We start from the raw sequence: 16,011 nt of genomic DNA on the forward strand, positions 1-16,011 counted from the left end.
ACTACTACTACGTATGTATACGTATCAAGTAAACACCATAAGGTGAATATCGCTGCGCGCCTGAATCAGAGGCTGATCGGACCTTGATCAGCCTCGATGCGAAAGCCGCTGCGCGGCTGTCACGGCACCAGAGGCGCCGTGCCGCTCGCGGGTTCGATCGCTGCAGCCTGGCCAATCGGGTCGGCGGGCTGGACCGGCGAGGATGTCGACGGTGTCGTCAACGGAACCGGTGCGGGCGCGGTTAACTGCACTGGCGCGGGCGCTGACTGGACCGGCTGAGCCGCAACTGGTGGCGCCACGGCGACAGGCTTGTCGGTCGTCGGCTGCGCGAGCGCTGGTGACGTCGTCTGAACCGGCACGGTCGGCGTCGCTCGAACTGCAGCGGAGGTGGTCGCCGCTACCGGCTCGGGCACCGGCTCAGGGATCGTCAGTCGAAGCAGCGCTGCTACCGGCATCGGCAGCGCCCGCGTCTCGATCGGGCTGCTCGTCACCGGCTGCGTGCGCACGACCGTCTGCAAGTAATGATCGACGAGACCGAAAAAGCGGTCATAGAACTTGCCCGACGGAATCGTCTCGCTCGAGATCTTCACCATCGCGTCGCTATTCGAGCGAATCGGCAGCGACAGCGAACCGAGCACGCTGAGCCCGACGCTCGCCGACGTATCGCTCTTCTTCAATGCGAAGCCGTTCTGCACCGCGTTCACGTACACGATGCTGGTATCGGCCGCCTCTTCGCCGGGCGTGCACACGACGTGAAATTCGACGACCACGTGCGAATCGCCGGTCGGCTGAAAATTCTTCGTGCCGTCGACGGTATCGGGACGCGACATCGTCGTCAGATAGCCTTGGCTCAGCAATGCGCGGCGCGCGGCTTCGCAGCTATCGTCCGTACTCGAATTGAAATTGCGCGCGTACGGGCTTGCACCGGTTTCGAATAGTTCCTGAGTGAATTTGGGTTGCGGCGTGCTGCTGCATGCCGTGAGCGCGACCAGCCCGAACAGGGCCGCGGCGGTGGTGCGGGAAAAGGGGTTCTGCATGATCAGTTGCGAGAAGCGCCTCGTGAGCGCGAATGGAAATGCATTGTAGAGCGGGCAGCGTCAGGTGCGTAAAAAGCGTGCAAGGTACAGCCCGGACCCTATTACAGCGGGAAACAGGGCGTCAACTTGAAGCACGCCGCCGCGCCCTCGCAGTGCAAACGGGCGAAAATGCGAGAAGAGACCGCGCGTGCGTGCCTAGTTCGACGTCGTGCGCGCCGAGCCCACCGTCGCGGCCGAAGTCGACCCAGAGGTCGCGGCCGACGATGCCCCGGCTGCCCCGCTCGCGGCGGGTGCCGCGGATGCAATGAGCGCCGCCGGCACGCTGAACGCGTCGGCCCACGGATTCGCGCTGGCGCAACGATCCGCCTCGCACGACGCGGCCCGCCCAGCGGCCCCGGAAGCGCCGTCGGCAGGTGTCGCAACCGCCGCGAAATCCTCCACGCGCAGATTCACCTTCTGCGCATAGGCCTTCGAGCCGCCATAGCTCTTGAGCGCGGTATTCAGATCGCCGTTCGCCGAGCGCATGTAGCCGTACAGAATCGCCGAGCCCGCTTCGATGTTCGCACCCGGCTCGGTCAGATCCTTCACGTTGCGCAGCAGCCCGCGGTGCGCCTGCGGCACGACCTGCATCAGCCCCGTCGCGCCATTGGCGCCGCGGGCTTTTTCCTTGAAGCGGGATTCGATCGAGATGATGGCGAGCAGCAGCGCCGGAGGAAGGGAGTATTTGTTGGCGGCGGATTGCACCGCGTCGGAGATCTTTTGAGCCTTTTCTTTGCCCACACCGAACTTCTGCGTCAGATACGCCGATATTCGGTCGGTGTTTTCGTCGGCCGCCGCGGTTTGCGCGAGGCCGAGCGAAAGCACGATCAGGCAAAGTAACCGGCTCATAGTGGACGTCGGAGGAAGCAAAGATCCGCGCATTATAGCGCCGCTGCGTCGGGCGGCGCCTTTCCTCGGCAATTTTTGTCTTTTAAATCAAGGGTGAGCGGAACTCGTCCCGCTTTCCGATGCGTTCATTTGACCGCTTTTGACTTCAGGTCATAGCCGTCGCTCAGCGTCGCGAGGAACGCGGCGACGTCGTCGATATCACGCTCGGACCAGACCGGACGCTCGCCCGTTTTGCGCGTCAGCGGCTCGTCGGTCGTATCGACGTTCACGCGCAGTGCGACCGGCAGATCGTTGAATTTGTCGACTTTGCCCTGCGCATCCCTTGGATACCACTTGTCCGGGTTCGTATCGCGTTGCACGTAGAAACGCAACGCCTCTTTCAGCGTGTGGAAGCGACCGTTGTGAAAAAACACGTGACGCGTCGCGGTATTGCGCAGCGATACCGACTTGAACAGTCCGCAGTTCAGCTTGTCGCTCTGATCCGTACGCAATGGTCCGCACAGGCCCATGTCGAAATACTTCGGATCGGCGTTGACCTTCAGTTCAGCGTTGCGCGGCACGCCAAGCGCCTGAAAGTTGAAGTCGGTGAAAAGCGGATGAGCGCCGTTCACGCCCGACTGGTCGATATGACAGGATGCGCAATTGCCGCCGGCGGGGTCGTCGAACAGTTTTTTGCCGCGCAACTCTTGTGCAGTTAGTTGCACTTTCCCGTCAAGGTAGTAGTCGAACTTGCTCGTGTACGGATGAAAACTCGGGTCTTCGAGCTCGAAGCGCTCGATCGCGTACATCGCCTGGGTGAACGCCCTGGTCGGATCGGCAAAAATGTTCTGGCCGAATACTTCCTTGAAGCGCGCAGCGTATGGCGCGCGCTGCATCTTCGCGAGCAATGCGGCCGGATCCTTGTTGGCCATCTCGTTCGGATTGAACAGCGGGAAGTTCGCCTGATCGTGCAGATAGTTGAAGCGCCCGTCCCAGCCGAAGCCGCCGACCGGCGCGTTGTCCGTTTCGCTGAGCCGCTCGGACAGGCTCGCCGCCTGCGCATGCGTCCAGATCGGCGTACGGTTCAGCACGTAGCGCAGGCTCGGCACTGCGCGCGTGCCCTGCTGATGCAAGTCCACGCCGCCCAGTTGCGCGGCGAGACCGTTGGGCGGCCCGTACGCGTGCTCGGGACTGTGACAGCTCGCGCACGACATCTTGCCCGAGGCCGACAGCGCCGGATCGAAGAACATCAGTTTGCCGAGCGCGGCGGCGTCGCTATAGACGGGCTTCGCATCGGCGGATGCCGGTGTCGCATTCGACGCAACAGCGGGCGCCGCACCGGCGCCCCCCAGTAACGCGCCGCCCATCAGGGCGGCGAGCGCTATCCGACGCGCGCTCGCGCGCGCCGTGAATCGCATGACAGAAGACAGCATCGAGTCTTTTACAGGTTCGTGAAGATGTCGCTGCCGAACCCCACCAGACCGGCCTGTCCCGCATAACCAAGGTGGTCCAGCTGGAAGATGTCCTCGATGCTCTTCAGCATCGAATAGTGGTTGTACGGCACCGTGGACACCGTACCCGGCTTGATGAACTTCGAGATCATCACAGCGCCGGTCTGGTCGCCGCCGTAGCTCGACTTGGTCAGGTTGATCGTGATGCCGTTATAGGCGAGCGACGAAGTCTCCGGGAACGACGGCAGGTTCGGGCCGGGTTGCTGGCTACAGCAGGTCGTGCCCGCAAATACCAGATCCTCGCCCGACGCGGACTGCGTGACCGTCGCGTAGCTGCTTTCGTCGAAGTTGATGATCAGCAGGCCATCCTTCTGGAACGCCGGCGATGCGGTAATGATCGGCACCCACTTCTGCAGGAACGTGTTCGCGCTCGTCAGGCCGCCCGGCTGGCCGTTCACGCAAGGTGCGTCGTGGCCGTCGTCGCACAGGTTCGGCGTGATCAGGTTGAAGTTCGCCGTGGTCGAGACCGATTGCAGATCGTTCTGCAGGTTATTCAGATTGACGACGTGCTGTCCGCAGTCCGGCGAATCGATGATCGAATGGAAGTACATGAACGGATTGTGGCGCGTCGCATACTGGTCGCCGAGCGGCACGGCCGCGCTCGGCGCTTCGGCCGACTGCGTCAGGTCCGTCGTGTTCAGCGTCGGATGGCCGCAGGTAGCGGCTTCGCGCGACGGATCGTTGCCCATGTCGCCTTCATAGCCCTTCCACGTATAGCCCGCTGCCTTCAGCTGGTCCGGCAACGTCTTCACGCTCGCTGGATACACGCAGCCCGAGCCGATCGCCTGGCCATCGGACGTCATGCCGGTCAGCTTGAAGTCCTGATAGGTCATGCAGTCGTTGTCGGTCTCGTTGGTCGGCGACTGGCCGCTGATCATCGAGATGTAGTTGTCGAGACTGACGTGGCCCGTGCCGTAGTACTGCTGCACGAGCGCGCCTTGCGATGCCAGCGTTTGCGCGAGATACGGCGCTTTGGTGTTGGCGCCGAATGTGGTCGCGTAGTTTTCGTTTTCGAGCGTGATCACGAAGACGTGGCGAATCTGCTGCTGTCCGGTCAGTTGCAGCCCGCCGGACGAAGAAGACGAGCCGCAGGCGGCCACGATCAAAGCGATTAAAGCCGCGCAAGCGGCCATGATGAGTGCGCGTAGCCCAATGCGGTGTGACATGTTCGTTGCCCTCTGTTGCTGTCTCTTTGTTGCCCTGTCGGGAATGCGGTTTTATTTGCGGGCAGACTTTATGGAGCGCCTATGACATTGCCGTGAAAGTTGACATTCGTTTACCGATGAAACCATTGGCGGACCAGCGGATTGCCGACTCGATTCACGCTTCGCGCCGATTTGAGACAATGCGCGTCGGCCGCGCGCATCGTTGCGCGCCGCCTCAACGAACAACCGATGTTTTCAGCTATGAGCAAGACCGCGTTTATTCCCAGCGTCCCGGGCACGTCGGAGGACGACTTCGAGATTTCGGCGAGCGCGAAAATGGCCGGCTACCGGCGCTTCTTCGGCGTGTTGAAGGTGCTGCGCACGACCGACGGCCGCGTGCTGTTTCCATTCGATGGCGCGCCCGAACTGGGCCCACACGCGAGCCGACTCGAAGCGCTCGCGGCCGCGCAGGTGTATGGCGAACACATCGTCGCGAGCGATCTGGCGCGGCCGGAGTTGTAGGATTCGTCGATCACCCGGCGATATGCCGACACGCGAAAAAATGCGGGTGGGTCAGCGCACGCGTACCCGGTTTGCCGCGCCGGCCCCCGTACGCGCGGCGAGCACACCACCGAGCACGCCGCCGACATGGCTCTGCCACGACACATCCGGATAGATCGGCAGTACGCCGAACAGCAGGCTTAGACCGTAGCTGCTGACGACGACCAGGGCCACGAGGATCGACACGAGATTGCGCGTGTAGTAACCACGCGCAACCAGGTGACCCGCATAGCCGAACACCAGCCCGCTCGCGCCGATGTGCACCGAATACGGCGCGCCGAATAGCCACGCGCAAAGACCGGCGCCGAGCATCGCGCCGATGGTCGCGCGCCAGAAGCCGGCGATGTTCGGCCACGTACACAGCCAGCCGAGTACGACGAGCCCGCTCGTGTTGGCGGCGATGTGCCCGAGGCTCGCATGCAGCCACGGCGCGAACAGGATGCCCTGCAAGCCGTCGAGCGAACGCGGCACGACGCCGTGTTCGTTCAGATGCAGGAACGGCAACGCAACCGACAGAAAGAACACCGCCCACATCGAACCGACGAACAGCGCGATTAGCATGACGCGTGACTTCAGCTTTTCGGTTAGCGTGTTGGGAGGTGAGGTCTTCATGATGACGAGGCCACGTGGGATGTCGACAGAGGGTAGTCGATGTGGCGTCCTCACGTCGAGGCATCGTGGCAAGACAGATGCCGATGGTGTTTCCTCCGCCGGAGCGCATGGCGTCGCGGCTGATTGCGTGAGCTTGCGGCCCGGTTTGCCGCTACGTCTTCGTCACTCCACCGTCACCGACTTCGCCAGGTTCCGCGGCTTATCCACATCCGTGCCACGCGCACAAGCGGTGTGATACGCGAGCAACTGCAGCGGCACGACGTGCAGGATCGGCGACAGCAAGCCATAGTGCTCTGGCATCCGGATCACATGCAGCCCTTCGCCGTTGACGATCTTCGTATCGGCATCGGCGAACACATAAAGCTCGCCGCCGCGCGCGCGCACTTCCTGGATGTTCGACTTCAGCTTTTCGAGCAGCGCGTCGTTCGGCGCGACCGTCACCACCGGCATCGCTTCGGTCACGAGCGCCAGCGGCCCGTGCTTCAGCTCGCCAGCCGGATACGCCTCGGCGTGGATATACGAAATCTCCTTGAGCTTCAGCGCGCCTTCGAGCGCGATCGGATAGTGCATGCCGCGTCCGAGGAACAACGCATGTTCCTTGCGCGAAAACTCCTCCGACCACGCGATGATCTGCGGCTCCAGCGCGAGCACGCTGTTAAGCGCCGCCGGCAGGTGGCGCAACTGCTTCAGATAACTCGCTTCCTGCTCGTCGTTCAAACGTCCGCGCAGCTTCGCGAGCGTTGCCGCCAGCGTGAACAGCGCAACCAGCTGCGTCGTGAATGCCTTGGTCGACGCGACGCCGATCTCGCGGCCCGCGTGCGTGAGGAACGACAACCCGGTCTGCCGCACCATCGCGCTCGTGCCGACGTTGCAGATCGCGAGCGTGTGCTTGTGGCCGAGCGCCTGCGCGTGCTTGAGCGCCGCGAGCGTGTCGGCGGTTTCGCCCGACTGCGAAATCACCACCACCAGCGACTTCGGATTCGGCACTGACTCGCGATAGCGATACTCGCTCGCGATCTCGACCTGAGTCGGAATCTTCGCGAGCGATTCGAGCCAGTACTTGGCGGTGAGCCCCGAGTAGTAGCTGGTGCCGCACGCGAGAATCAGCAGGCTGTCGATGTCCGCGAACACCTGGCGCGCGCCTTCGCCGAAGATCGACGCATCGAACGCGTCGGCCTGCGGAATCGTGTCGGTGATCGCGCGCGGCTGCTCGAAGATTTCCTTCTGCATGAAGTGGCGATACGGGCCGAGTTCGACCGCGCCGCCATAGGCCGCCACCTGGCGCACCTCGCGTTGCGCGGCCTCGCCCTGGCGATCGGCGATGCGCACGCCATCGAGCGACAGTTCGCAGACGTCGCCTTCCTCGAGGAAGATGAAGCGCTCGGTGCTGCCTGCGAGCGCGAGCGCGTCCGATGCGAGGAAGTTTTCGCCGTCCCCGAGCCCGACCACGAGCGGCGAGCCCTGACGCGCGCCGACCACCGTATGCGGCTGATCCTTGTGCAGCACCGCGATCGCATACGCGCCGTGCAGTTGCGCGATCGCCTCGCGCACCGCGGCGAACAGGTCGCCGCGATACAGGCTATGGACCAGGTGCGCGATAACCTCGGTGTCGGTCTGCGAGACGAACTCGTAACCCTTGCCGCGCAGCATTTCGCGCAAGGTCTCGTAGTTTTCGATGATGCCGTTGTGTACCAACGCCAGCGCATCCCGCGAGAAGATCGGGTGCGCGTTGTCGGTGACCGGTGCGCCATGCGTGGCCCAGCGTGTATGCGCGATGCCCGTCACGCCTTCGAGGTGACCGTCGCGCACCTGGCCTTCGAGGTCGGCCACGCGCGCGACGCTGCGCGCGCGGCTCGGCCCGCGAGCGCCGAGCACGGCGACGCCGCACGAATCGTAGCCGCGATATTCGAGGCGTCGCAGTCCTTCGATCAGGACGGGAACGATATTACGTTGCGCAACCGCGCCGACAATGCCGCACATGGTGTATTCCTTTTCAGTGCCGGATTCAGTGAGCGCGCCTCGTGGGCACGCCGTATCGATCAGCTTTTCTTTTTGACAGGGCGCACGTAGCCCGTCTTGCTCGTCTGGGTTTTATCGTTCAACACCAGCGCGTCGGCGGCGACGTCCTTCCACACCGTGGTGCCGGCCGCGATCGTCGCGCCGCGCTGCACGCGCACCGGTGCGACCAGTTGCGTGTCCGAGCCGACGAACACGTCGTCCTCGATCACGGTGCGGAATTTGTTGGCGCCGTCGTAGTTGCAGGTGATCGTGCCCGCGCCGATATTCACGCGCGCGCCGACATCCGCATCGCCGATGTAGGTGAGGTGGTTGGCCTTCGAGCCATGACCGAGCACCGCGTTCTTGATCTCGACGAAGTTCCCTACATGAGACTCGTCTTGCAGCGTCGCGCCTGTGCGCAAGCGCGCATACGGACCGACAACGGCCTTCGCGCCGACTTCCGCGCCTTCGATGTGCGTGAACGCATCGACGCGCGTACCGGCGCCGATACTCGCGTTGCGAATCACGCAGTTCGGCCCGATGCTGACGTTGTCGGCCAGCGTCACACGGCCTTCGAACACGCAGTTGACGTCGATCGACACGTCGCGGCCGCATTCGAGCGTGCCGCGCACGTCGACGCGCGCCGGGTCGGCGAGCGTCACGCCCGCGACGAGTAGTGCGTCGGCGACATTGCGCTGATGAATCCGCTCGAGCTCGGCGAGCTGCTGCTTGCTGTTGACGCCGAGCGTTTCCCACTCGTCGTCGGGCTGCGTGGTGACGACTTCGAGGCCGGCTTCGATCGCCATTTCGACCGCGTCGGTCAGATAGAACTCGCCCTGCGCGTTGTCGTTTTTGAGCGCCGCGAGCCAGCCGGCAAGGCGCGCGGTCGGCGCGACGATGATGCCGGTGTTGATTTCGGCGATCTTCAGCTGCTCGGGACTCGCGTCCTTCTGCTCGACGATGCGTTGCACGTTGCCGTGCCGATCGCGCACGATGCGGCCGTAACCGGTCGGGTCGTCGAGCGTGACGGTGAGCACGCCGTAGCCGTCCTGGCCGGCACGCCCGGTCAGTGCGCGCAGCGTTTGCGCACGCGTGAGCGGCACGTCGCCATAAAGCACCAGCGTGGGCAACGAAGGATCGAGCAGCGGCAGCGCCTGCTGCACCGCGTGGCCGGTGCCGAACTGTTGCTCCTGCACCGCGAACTGGATATCGGGCGCCGCGACGGCTTCGCGCACGGCTTCGGCGCCGTGGCCGATCACGACGATCAGGCGGGCGGGCTTCAGCGCGCGGGCGGTGTCGATGACATGAGCGAGGAGCGGCCGGCCGGCCAGAGGATGGAGCACCTTGGGAAGCGCGGACCGCATGCGCTTGCCGGTACCTGCCGCCAAAATGACGATGTTCATGGCGTCGGCAAATAGACGAGTTTGGAGCGGACGATTCTATCATGCTGCACCTGCAAAAAAGGCCGCAGACGCGGCCTCGGCAGGGCTTGCAAGCCAGTGGAAAAGCGCCGGAATGCCGCCGGAACAGGCACTTTTCGCTCGTTACAGGTCGTCGAACTGGACCAGCGAAATGGTCTTCGCACTGGTGAGCGGCGCGCCTTCGTCGCCGCTCGAGCATGGTTCTTCGTCGAACGCGATGTCACCTTGCGGGTCGGCTGCGCCGGTCGCGCGCAGCCCCGCGAACGGAAACAGCTGGTGATCCATCAGATGCGACGGCACCACGTTCGACAACGCATTGAACATGTTCTCGATGCGGCCCGGGAAACGCTTTTCCCAGTCGCGGACCAGCGCCTTCATTTCCGCGCGCTTAAGGTTTGGTTGGCTACCGCACAGATTGCACGGAATGATCGGGAATTCACGCAGCTCGGCGTACTTCTCCAGATCGGTTTCCTTCACGTAGGCGAGCGGCCGGATCACGATGTTCTTGCCGTCGTCCGATTGCAGCTTGGGCGGCATGCCCTTCAACTTGCCGCCATAGAACAGGTTCAGCAGCAGCGTTTGCAGGATGTCGTCGCGATGATGGCCGAGCGCGATCTTGGTCGCGCCGAGCTCGCCGGCGACGCGATACAGGATGCCGCGCCGCAGCCGCGAGCACAGCGAACAGGTGGTCTTGCCCTCCGGCACGAGCCGCTTGACGATGCTGTAGGTGTCCTGATTCTCGATGTGAAACGGGATGTCGAGCTGGGTCAGATACTCGGGCAGCACGTGCTCGGGGAAGCCCGGCTGCTTCTGGTCGAGGTTTACCGCGACGATGTCGAAATTGATCGGCGCGCGCTCGCGCAGCCGCATCAGGATCTCGAGCATCGCGTAACTGTCCTTGCCGCCCGACAGGCACACCATCACCTTGTCGCCATCCTCGATCATGTTGTAGTCGCCGATCGCCTGGCCGACCTGGCGCGCGAGACGCTTGAAGAGCTTGTTGTTCTCGTACGCTTCCTTCTGCTCGCGGCGCGTGAGCGGCGATTTCGAGGCGCGGGCGGCGCTCGGTGCCGCGGTGGCGTCAGCGGTTTCGTTGTCTGCGCTCAGGATTTCCGGTGCGTTCATCGCTCAGTCCTCCTTGATGCGGAAGACTTCGACGCCGACCGCATCGCAGTCCGGATACACGTCCGGCTTTTCGGTCGACACGCGCGCGCCGCGCACCTGCGGATGTTCGAGCATCGCGCGCACGAGGTCGTCGCACAGCGTTTCCTGCAGATGAATATGGCCTTGCGAGACGCGCCTCGCGATCGTCGAGCGCATGAAGTCGTAGTCGACGACTTCGGTGAGCTTGTCGTGCACCGGCGTGGACATCGCGAGCGGCACGAACAGTTCGACGTTGATCACGACGCGCTGCTCGCCGCGCTTTTCGAAGTCGTGCACGCCGATATTGATGTGCACTTCGTAATTGCGCAGAAAAAGCCGGCGGCAATCGGCGAGCCGGGGGTGCGAAAGAGCGGCAAACATGTTCGTTCCAGTCCAAAAAAGCGTGCGGGGCACGCAAAGGGGCGCTTCGCCACACGCGTTGGCCGCCTCGAAGGCCGGCCACGCGCGCGTGTCAGGCGCCCGTCAAAAACATCACGTCGCGCGGCAGCGGCACGAGATGCTGCCCGCCGTCGACCACCAGCGTCGTTCCGGTAACGCCGGCTGCATCCGCGAGATACAGCGCGGCTGCGACGATATCCTCGGGCCGCGACGCACGGCCAAGAGGCGTCATACGGTGAGCGGCCTCGAACCCGTGCTGGGTCTGGTCGCCCGATTGCATGGTCAGCCCGGGCGCGAGCCCGACCACCCGGAGCTTCGGCGCGAGCGCCTGAGCGAGCGCGACCGTCGCGGTCTGCAGCGCCGCCTTCGACAGCGTGTACGACAGATAGTCCGGGTTCATGTTGTACAGCTTCTGATCCAGCACGTTGATGACGACGCCGCGCTGGCTTTCGTCGCGCAATGCCGCATCGGGCGTCGCGTCGTAAAGCATGCGCGCGAGCACGAGCGGCGCGCCGACGTTCATCGCGGTCAGCTTCAGCAGCAGTTCGTAGCCGACGTCGCGCGCCGTGTCTTCCTCGAAGCGCGACGCGTTATTGACGATGCACGACGGCCGCCCGAGCGCAGCGGCGCAGTCCGGCAGCAGCCGGGCGACCTGCGTCTCGTCGCCGAGATCGGCGTGCAGCGCGACCGCGCGGCGGCCCAGCGCGATGATTTGCGCGACCACTTCGTCGGCGTCCTCACGCGAGGCACCGTAGTGCACGGCCACGTCCCAGCCGCGCGCGGCGAAGCCGAGGGCGAGCGCGCGCCCGATGCGGCGCGCGGCGCCCGTAATCAGCACGACGCGGGGCGTTTCGAGCGGCAGTTCAGCCGCGCGGGCAGCGATGTCCGGAGAAACGGTCATTTACAATGCGGGGATGAATCCCAAAGCTCACCAGCCCGATAGTTTACCTGCTCCCGGCCCGAGCGCGCTCGCGCAGTCCGACGCGCTCGTCGCCCAGATCCGCGCGCAGCTCGACACGGCCGGCGGCTGGCTGCCGTTCGACCGCTACATGGAGCGCGCGTTGTACGCGCCGGGTCTCGGCTACTACAGCGGCGGTGCGCGTAAATTCGGCCTGCGCGCCGACGACGGCAGCGACTTCGTCACCGCGCCGGAATTGTCGCCGCTGTTCGCCGCGACGCTCGCGCGCCCGCTCGCCGAAGCGTTGGAGGCGAGTGGCACGCGCGATGTGATGGAGTTCGGCGCCGGCACCGGCAAGCTCGCCGCGGGCTTGCTCAATGCGCTCGACACGCTCGGCGCCGGGTTCGACAGCTATTCGATCATCGATCTATCGGGTGAGCTGCGCGAGCGGCAGCGCGAAACGATCGCGGCGGCCGCGCCCGCGCTGCTCGCGAAAGTGCGCTGGCTCGACGCGTTGCCGCAGCGCTTCGAAGGCGTGGTGATCGGCAACGAGGTGCTCGATGCGATGCCGGTGCGGCTCTTCGCGCAAATCGGCGGTGTCTGGCGCGAGCGCGGCGTGGTGTGGCGCGACGGCGCCTTCGCGTTCGACGACCGCCCCGTCGCGGCCGCCGCGGACCTCGCGCTGCTGACCGAAATCGATGCGACCCGCGAACCGGCCGGCGACGACTACGTGACAGAAACGCACGAAGCCGCGCGCGCCTTCACGCGCACCATCTGCACGATGCTCGCGCGCGGCGCAATCTTGCTGATCGACTACGGTTTTCCGCGCCACGAGTACTACCACGACCAGCGCGCGCAGGGCACGCTGATGTGCCACTACCGGCACCGCGCGCACGGCGACCCGTTCCTGTACCCCGGTCTGCAGGACATCACCGCGCACGTCGAATTCACCGGCATCGCCGAGGCGGGCGTCGAGACCGGCGCGGACCTGCTCGGCTTCACATCGCAAGCGCGCTTTCTGCTGAACGCGGGCGTCACCCAGGTGCTCGGCGAAATCGATCCCGCCGACGCCGCGCGCTTTCTTCCCGCCGCCAGCGCGGTACAGAAGCTGCTGTCCGAGGCGGAGATGGGCGAGCTCTTCAAGGTGATCGCGTTTTCGCGTGGACTCGACGATACGCTGCGCGCCTTTTCGAGCGGCGATCGTTCGCATACGCTGTGATTGTGAATCCGCTCTGGCTCGAGGACTCGCGATGATTCGCTGGCTTTTGACGACCTTCGTTGCCGTCGCGGTGCTGTCGTCGTGCTGGCCGTGGCTGAGGAAGCTCGGCATCGGCCGGATGCCCGGCGACGTGACCTTGCGGCTGTTCGGCCGCGAGTATCCGTTTCCGTTCATGTCGACGCTGGTGCTGTCGATGCTGTTGTCGCTGTTGGCGCGGGTGTTGTAGGCGCCGTCGCGCGCTACTTTACGCCCGCGCGACTTCAAGCCAGCGCAGCCTCTACCGCACGCACGCGCTCCTCATGCACGGCGTCCTTGATGCCGGCCGGCGCATCGGCGAGCCGCTGCGCCACTGCCCCTGCATCCACGCCTCGCGCGGCCACCAGTGCAAGCCTCAGCCGCTCGGCCTGCGGGTACTCGCTCATCTCGAGGCCGAGCCGCCCGCGTGCATCCGACTCGCAGGCCTGCAGCGCCTCGGCGAAGCGCGCCGGCTTCCTGATCGCGTCGCTGCGCTCGAGCAGGCGCACCAGAGCAGCCGCCCCCATCTGCATCACGCGATGAATATTGCCGTGCTCGCGCGCGACCAGCACCGCCAGATCGCGGCACTCGTTCGGCACGCGCAGCCGCTCGCACAGCGGCTTCAGCAGATCGACGCTGCGGCCCTCGTGGCCGATGTGCCGCGGCAGCAGGTCCTCCGGCGTGGTCGCCTTGCCGAGGTCGTGCGTCAGCGCCGCGAAGCGCACCGGCAGCGCGTAGCCCTGCTGCGCGGCATGGTCTAGCACCATCATCACGTGGACACCGGTATCGACCTCGGGGTGATAGTCGGCGCGCTGCGGCACGCCGAACAGCGCGTCGATCTCCGGCAGAATCCGCGCGAGCGCGCCGCAGTCGCGCAGCACGCCGAACATCCGCGACGGCTTCTTCTCCATCAACCCGCGCGACACCTCCTGCCACACGCGCTCGGCCACCAGCGCATCGGCTTCGCCGTCGGCGACCATCTCGCGCATCAGCGCCAGCGTTTCCGGCGCGACCGTGAAATCGACGAAACGCGCCGCGAAACGCGCGATGCGCAGAATCCGCACCGGATCTTCGAGGAACGCGGCGCTGACATGGCGAAAAAGCCGCGCCTGCAAGTCAGCCTGGCCGTTGAACGGATCGATGACGGGGCCGGTCAGCTCGCCGTCCGGGCGCACCTCGCGCGCCATCGCGTTGATCGTCAGATCGCGGCGCGCGAGGTCTTCTTCGAGCGTCACGTCGGGCGCATAGAAAAACTGGAAGCCGTGATAGCCGGCCGCCGTCTTGCGCTCGGTGCGCGCGAGCGCGTACTCCTCGTGCGTCTGCGGATGCAGGAATACCGGAAAGTCCTTGCCCACCGGCCGATAGCCCTGCGCGACCATCTGCTCGGGTGTCGCTCCCACCACCACGTAGTCGCGGTCCTGCACCGGCACGCCGAGCAGCTCGTCGCGGACCGCGCCACCTACTGCATAGATATTCATGGGCATTCGTCTTGATAGGCGATCGCGTGCGTTTCGCGGCGCGAGGCGTCGATCCATGCATTGACCGCGGGCAGCTCGGTGAGCCGCTCGACATAGGCGGCTGCGGTCTCCGACAACGCCGGCTTCCACGTGTTGAAGCGCATCGCGACCGGCGCGAACATCGCGTCGGCAATGCCGAATTCGCCGAAGAGGAACGGACCGCCGTAGGTCTCGAGGCAGTCGCGCCAGATCGTCTCGATCCGCGCGATATCGGCGAGCGCGCCCGGCGTCGCGTTCTTGCCCGGGAACGACGCACGGATGTTCATCCACATCTTCGAGCGCAACTCGCCGAACCCCGAATGCATCTCGGCGCTGACGCTGCGCGCATGCGCGCGCGCCGCCGCGTCTCGCGGCCACAGCGCGTGTTGCGGGAAGCGCTCGGCGAGCGTTTCGGCGATCGCCAGCGAATCCCACACGGCCTGCCCGGCGTCGTCGATCAGGCACGGCACCTTGCCCGGTCCGCGCGGCGCCTGAGCGCGGATCTTCGCATTCGTGTCGGCTTCGTACAGCAGGATCAGTTCCTCGTCGAACGGAATGCCGAAGTGCGTGAGCAGCAGCCACGGACGCATCGACCACGACGAATAGTTCTTGTCACCAATCAGCAGTTTCATACTTGTTATCAGGTAGAGGGAAAGGCTTCAGCGTCCGGCGTTGGCGCGGAACGTGTCGAGTCGCGAACCCGAGGCAGCACCGGTCAGGTACGTCGGCACGATCGCTTCGATGCTGACCGGTTCGAGTCCGAGCTCGGGCGCGAGCGGCCCGCTCAGAATGTTGGCGACCTTCATCGAATCGAGATTGTCGCGCGAAATCACCGGTTCGCCCGGCGCCAATTCGAAGCTCAACGCCTGCAGGCGCGCGAGCGGCTCCGGCAGACGGATGATGCGCGCATGCTTGCCGATCACGTCGCCGCAGTACGAAACCAGGTCTTCGAGCGTGTAGACGGTCGGGCCGCCAAGCTCGTAGGTGCGGCCGCTCGCGCCATCGAGATCGAGCACGTTGACGATCGCCTTCGCGACGTCGCCGACATAGACCGGTTGGAACTGCGCGTCCGGCATCGCGAGCGGAATGGCCGGAAACACGCGCTGCAGGAACGCGAACTTGTTCAGAAACGCGTCCTCAGGTCCGAACACGACGGACGGCCGGAAGATCGTCCACGCGACGTTGGCCGCATGCACGGCTTTCTCGCCGTCGGCCTTCGAGCGCGAATACATGCTCGGGCCGTTCGGATTGGCGCCTAGCGCACTCAGATGAATCAGCCGATGCACGCCCTTGCCTTCACAGGCGGCGACGATGCGCGTCGGCAGCTCGACGTGCGCATGCGCGAACTCCCGCCCATAGGGCTTGCCGCGTTTGCCGTTCAGGATACCGACGAGATTGATTACGCAATCCGCGCCCTCGACGAAGCGCGCGAGTTGCACCGGATCGAACACGTCGGTTTCGAGCACGTCGATCGGCAGCATGGTCAGATGTCGCGCGTTGTAGCGTCGCCGTGTGGCGACGCGCACGTCCTTGCCCGTCTCGACGAGCGCGTTGACGAGGTAGCTGCCGATGAACCCTGAACCGCCGATGACCGCGATGGCTTGATGTCGCATTTTCGACTCCCTGATGGAAGCCGCGGCAACGGCTGGCGAAGCGCGCCGCAACCTCGAAGCGAGATTGCGGCGCCAA

16 protein-coding genes are annotated in these 16,011 nt (G+C 64.9%); 3 read left to right on the forward strand and 13 right to left on the reverse strand.

All coding sequences use genetic code 11. The features are described from left to right. Window positions 1-119: 119 nt before the first annotated feature. From HDG33_RS24655 to HDG33_RS24670, 4 genes are all read right to left on the reverse strand, one after another. Window positions 120-1,037: a DUF2242 domain-containing protein gene (locus HDG33_RS24655; RefSeq protein WP_184034720.1), complete on the reverse strand. Its 918-nt coding sequence runs from the start codon at window positions 1,035-1,037 to the stop codon at window positions 120-122. 195 nt (window positions 1,038-1,232) lie between these two features. Beyond that, complete coding sequence (locus HDG33_RS24660; protein WP_090802598.1) at window positions 1,233-1,925, reverse strand: lytic transglycosylase domain-containing protein; 693 nt, start codon at window positions 1,923-1,925, stop codon at window positions 1,233-1,235. Window positions 1,926-2,050: 125 nt separating this feature from the next. Further along, on the reverse strand, window positions 2,051-3,337 hold the full coding sequence (locus HDG33_RS24665) for a cytochrome-c peroxidase (RefSeq protein WP_260330582.1): 1,287 nt from the start codon (window positions 3,335-3,337) through the stop codon (window positions 2,051-2,053). Window positions 3,338-3,345: 8 nt separating this feature from the next. Beyond that, window positions 3,346-4,581 carry an alkaline phosphatase family protein gene (locus HDG33_RS24670; protein WP_184034723.1) on the reverse strand — a complete coding sequence of 412 codons (1,236 nt, stop codon included), beginning with the start codon at window positions 4,579-4,581 and terminating at the stop codon, window positions 3,346-3,348. Between the two features lie 240 nt (window positions 4,582-4,821). On the opposite strand from HDG33_RS24670, the gene HDG33_RS24675 reads away from it, so the two are divergent. Then, window positions 4,822-5,082 (forward strand): DUF6723 family protein, encoded by a 261-nt coding sequence (locus HDG33_RS24675; protein WP_184035068.1) that lies wholly within the window; start codon window positions 4,822-4,824, stop codon window positions 5,080-5,082. A 51-nt stretch (window positions 5,083-5,133) separates the two neighbouring features. Here the strand turns inward: HDG33_RS24675 and HDG33_RS24680 are convergent, their stop codons facing one another. The 6 genes from HDG33_RS24680 to HDG33_RS24705 form a co-directional block, all read right to left on the reverse strand. Then, window positions 5,134-5,733 (reverse strand): rhomboid family intramembrane serine protease, encoded by a 600-nt coding sequence (locus tag HDG33_RS24680; protein ID WP_184034738.1) that lies wholly within the window; start codon window positions 5,731-5,733, stop codon window positions 5,134-5,136. 162 nt (window positions 5,734-5,895) lie between these two features. Next, the gene (gene glmS, locus HDG33_RS24685) at window positions 5,896-7,713 is read right to left on the reverse strand and encodes a glutamine--fructose-6-phosphate transaminase (isomerizing) (RefSeq protein ID WP_184034741.1); all 1,818 of its coding nucleotides are present in this window, start codon (window positions 7,711-7,713) and stop codon (window positions 5,896-5,898) included. 59 nt (window positions 7,714-7,772) lie between these two features. Next, window positions 7,773-9,134 (reverse strand): bifunctional UDP-N-acetylglucosamine diphosphorylase/glucosamine-1-phosphate N-acetyltransferase GlmU, encoded by a 1,362-nt coding sequence (glmU, locus tag HDG33_RS24690; protein WP_184034743.1) that lies wholly within the window; start codon window positions 9,132-9,134, stop codon window positions 7,773-7,775. Window positions 9,135-9,275: 141 nt separating this feature from the next. Further along, complete coding sequence (gene ttcA, locus HDG33_RS24695; protein ID WP_184034746.1) at window positions 9,276-10,277, reverse strand: tRNA 2-thiocytidine(32) synthetase TtcA; 1,002 nt, start codon at window positions 10,275-10,277, stop codon at window positions 9,276-9,278. A gap of 3 nt (window positions 10,278-10,280) precedes the next feature. Continuing rightward, window positions 10,281-10,676 (reverse strand): dihydroneopterin aldolase, encoded by a 396-nt coding sequence (locus HDG33_RS24700; RefSeq protein WP_090802589.1) that lies wholly within the window; start codon window positions 10,674-10,676, stop codon window positions 10,281-10,283. Window positions 10,677-10,767: 91 nt separating this feature from the next. Further along, window positions 10,768-11,595: an SDR family oxidoreductase gene (locus tag HDG33_RS24705; RefSeq protein WP_184034748.1), complete on the reverse strand. Its 828-nt coding sequence runs from the start codon at window positions 11,593-11,595 to the stop codon at window positions 10,768-10,770. A 13-nt stretch (window positions 11,596-11,608) separates the two neighbouring features. On the opposite strand from HDG33_RS24705, the gene HDG33_RS24710 reads away from it, so the two are divergent. Next, window positions 11,609-12,811, forward strand: a complete 1,203-nt coding sequence (locus tag HDG33_RS24710; RefSeq protein WP_184034751.1) for a class I SAM-dependent methyltransferase — start codon at window positions 11,609-11,611, stop codon at window positions 12,809-12,811. Between the two features lie 31 nt (window positions 12,812-12,842). Then, window positions 12,843-13,037 carry a DUF2905 domain-containing protein gene (locus HDG33_RS24715; protein ID WP_018418711.1) on the forward strand — a complete coding sequence of 65 codons (195 nt, stop codon included), beginning with the start codon at window positions 12,843-12,845 and terminating at the stop codon, window positions 13,035-13,037. Window positions 13,038-13,071: 34 nt separating this feature from the next. On the opposite strand, the gene HDG33_RS24720 is transcribed toward HDG33_RS24715, so the two are convergent. Genes HDG33_RS24720 through HDG33_RS24730 form a run of 3 tightly spaced genes read right to left on the reverse strand, consistent with a single transcriptional unit; the run spans window position 13,072 to window position 15,935 of the window. Beyond that, complete coding sequence (locus HDG33_RS24720) at window positions 13,072-14,304, reverse strand: multifunctional CCA addition/repair protein (RefSeq protein ID WP_184034754.1); 1,233 nt, start codon at window positions 14,302-14,304, stop codon at window positions 13,072-13,074. After that, window positions 14,301-14,954, reverse strand: a complete 654-nt coding sequence (locus HDG33_RS24725; protein ID WP_184034757.1) for a glutathione S-transferase family protein — start codon at window positions 14,952-14,954, stop codon at window positions 14,301-14,303. Before HDG33_RS24725 ends, HDG33_RS24720 begins: the two co-directional genes overlap by 4 nt. A gap of 27 nt (window positions 14,955-14,981) precedes the next feature. Continuing rightward, window positions 14,982-15,935: a complex I NDUFA9 subunit family protein gene (locus HDG33_RS24730; protein WP_184034760.1), complete on the reverse strand. Its 954-nt coding sequence runs from the start codon at window positions 15,933-15,935 to the stop codon at window positions 14,982-14,984. Between the last annotated feature and the right edge of the window lie 76 nt (window positions 15,936-16,011).

Origin of the sequence: Paraburkholderia sp. Cpub6 (genome assembly GCF_014201065.1) — a bacterium.
Classification (GTDB): Bacteria; Pseudomonadota; Gammaproteobacteria; order Burkholderiales; family Burkholderiaceae; genus Paraburkholderia; species Paraburkholderia tuberum.

Coding starts and splice junctions, on each gene's coding strand:
- HDG33_RS24655 (WP_184034720.1), bottom strand. CDS start 1,037: ATGCAGAACCCCTTTTCCCGCACCACCGCCGCGGCCCTGTTCGGGCTG.
- HDG33_RS24660 (WP_090802598.1), bottom strand. CDS start 1,925: ATGAGCCGGTTACTTTGCCTGATCGTGCTTTCGCTCGGCCTCGCGCAA.
- HDG33_RS24665 (WP_260330582.1), bottom strand. CDS start 3,337: ATGCTGTCTTCTGTCATGCGATTCACGGCGCGCGCGAGCGCGCGTCGG.
- HDG33_RS24670 (WP_184034723.1), bottom strand. CDS start 4,581: ATGTCACACCGCATTGGGCTACGCGCACTCATCATGGCCGCTTGCGCG.
- HDG33_RS24675 (WP_184035068.1), top strand. CDS start 4,822: ATGAGCAAGACCGCGTTTATTCCCAGCGTCCCGGGCACGTCGGAGGAC.
- HDG33_RS24680 (WP_184034738.1), bottom strand. CDS start 5,733: ATGAAGACCTCACCTCCCAACACGCTAACCGAAAAGCTGAAGTCACGC.
- glmS (WP_184034741.1), bottom strand. CDS start 7,713: ATGTGCGGCATTGTCGGCGCGGTTGCGCAACGTAATATCGTTCCCGTC.
- glmU (WP_184034743.1), bottom strand. CDS start 9,134: ATGAACATCGTCATTTTGGCGGCAGGTACCGGCAAGCGCATGCGGTCC.
- ttcA (WP_184034746.1), bottom strand. CDS start 10,277: ATGAACGCACCGGAAATCCTGAGCGCAGACAACGAAACCGCTGACGCC.
- HDG33_RS24700 (WP_090802589.1), bottom strand. CDS start 10,676: ATGTTTGCCGCTCTTTCGCACCCCCGGCTCGCCGATTGCCGCCGGCTT.
- HDG33_RS24705 (WP_184034748.1), bottom strand. CDS start 11,595: ATGACCGTTTCTCCGGACATCGCTGCCCGCGCGGCTGAACTGCCGCTC.
- HDG33_RS24710 (WP_184034751.1), top strand. CDS start 11,609: ATGAATCCCAAAGCTCACCAGCCCGATAGTTTACCTGCTCCCGGCCCG.
- HDG33_RS24715 (WP_018418711.1), top strand. CDS start 12,843: ATGATTCGCTGGCTTTTGACGACCTTCGTTGCCGTCGCGGTGCTGTCG.
- HDG33_RS24720 (WP_184034754.1), bottom strand. CDS start 14,304: ATGAATATCTATGCAGTAGGTGGCGCGGTCCGCGACGAGCTGCTCGGC.
- HDG33_RS24725 (WP_184034757.1), bottom strand. CDS start 14,954: ATGAAACTGCTGATTGGTGACAAGAACTATTCGTCGTGGTCGATGCGT.
- HDG33_RS24730 (WP_184034760.1), bottom strand. CDS start 15,935: ATGCGACATCAAGCCATCGCGGTCATCGGCGGTTCAGGGTTCATCGGC.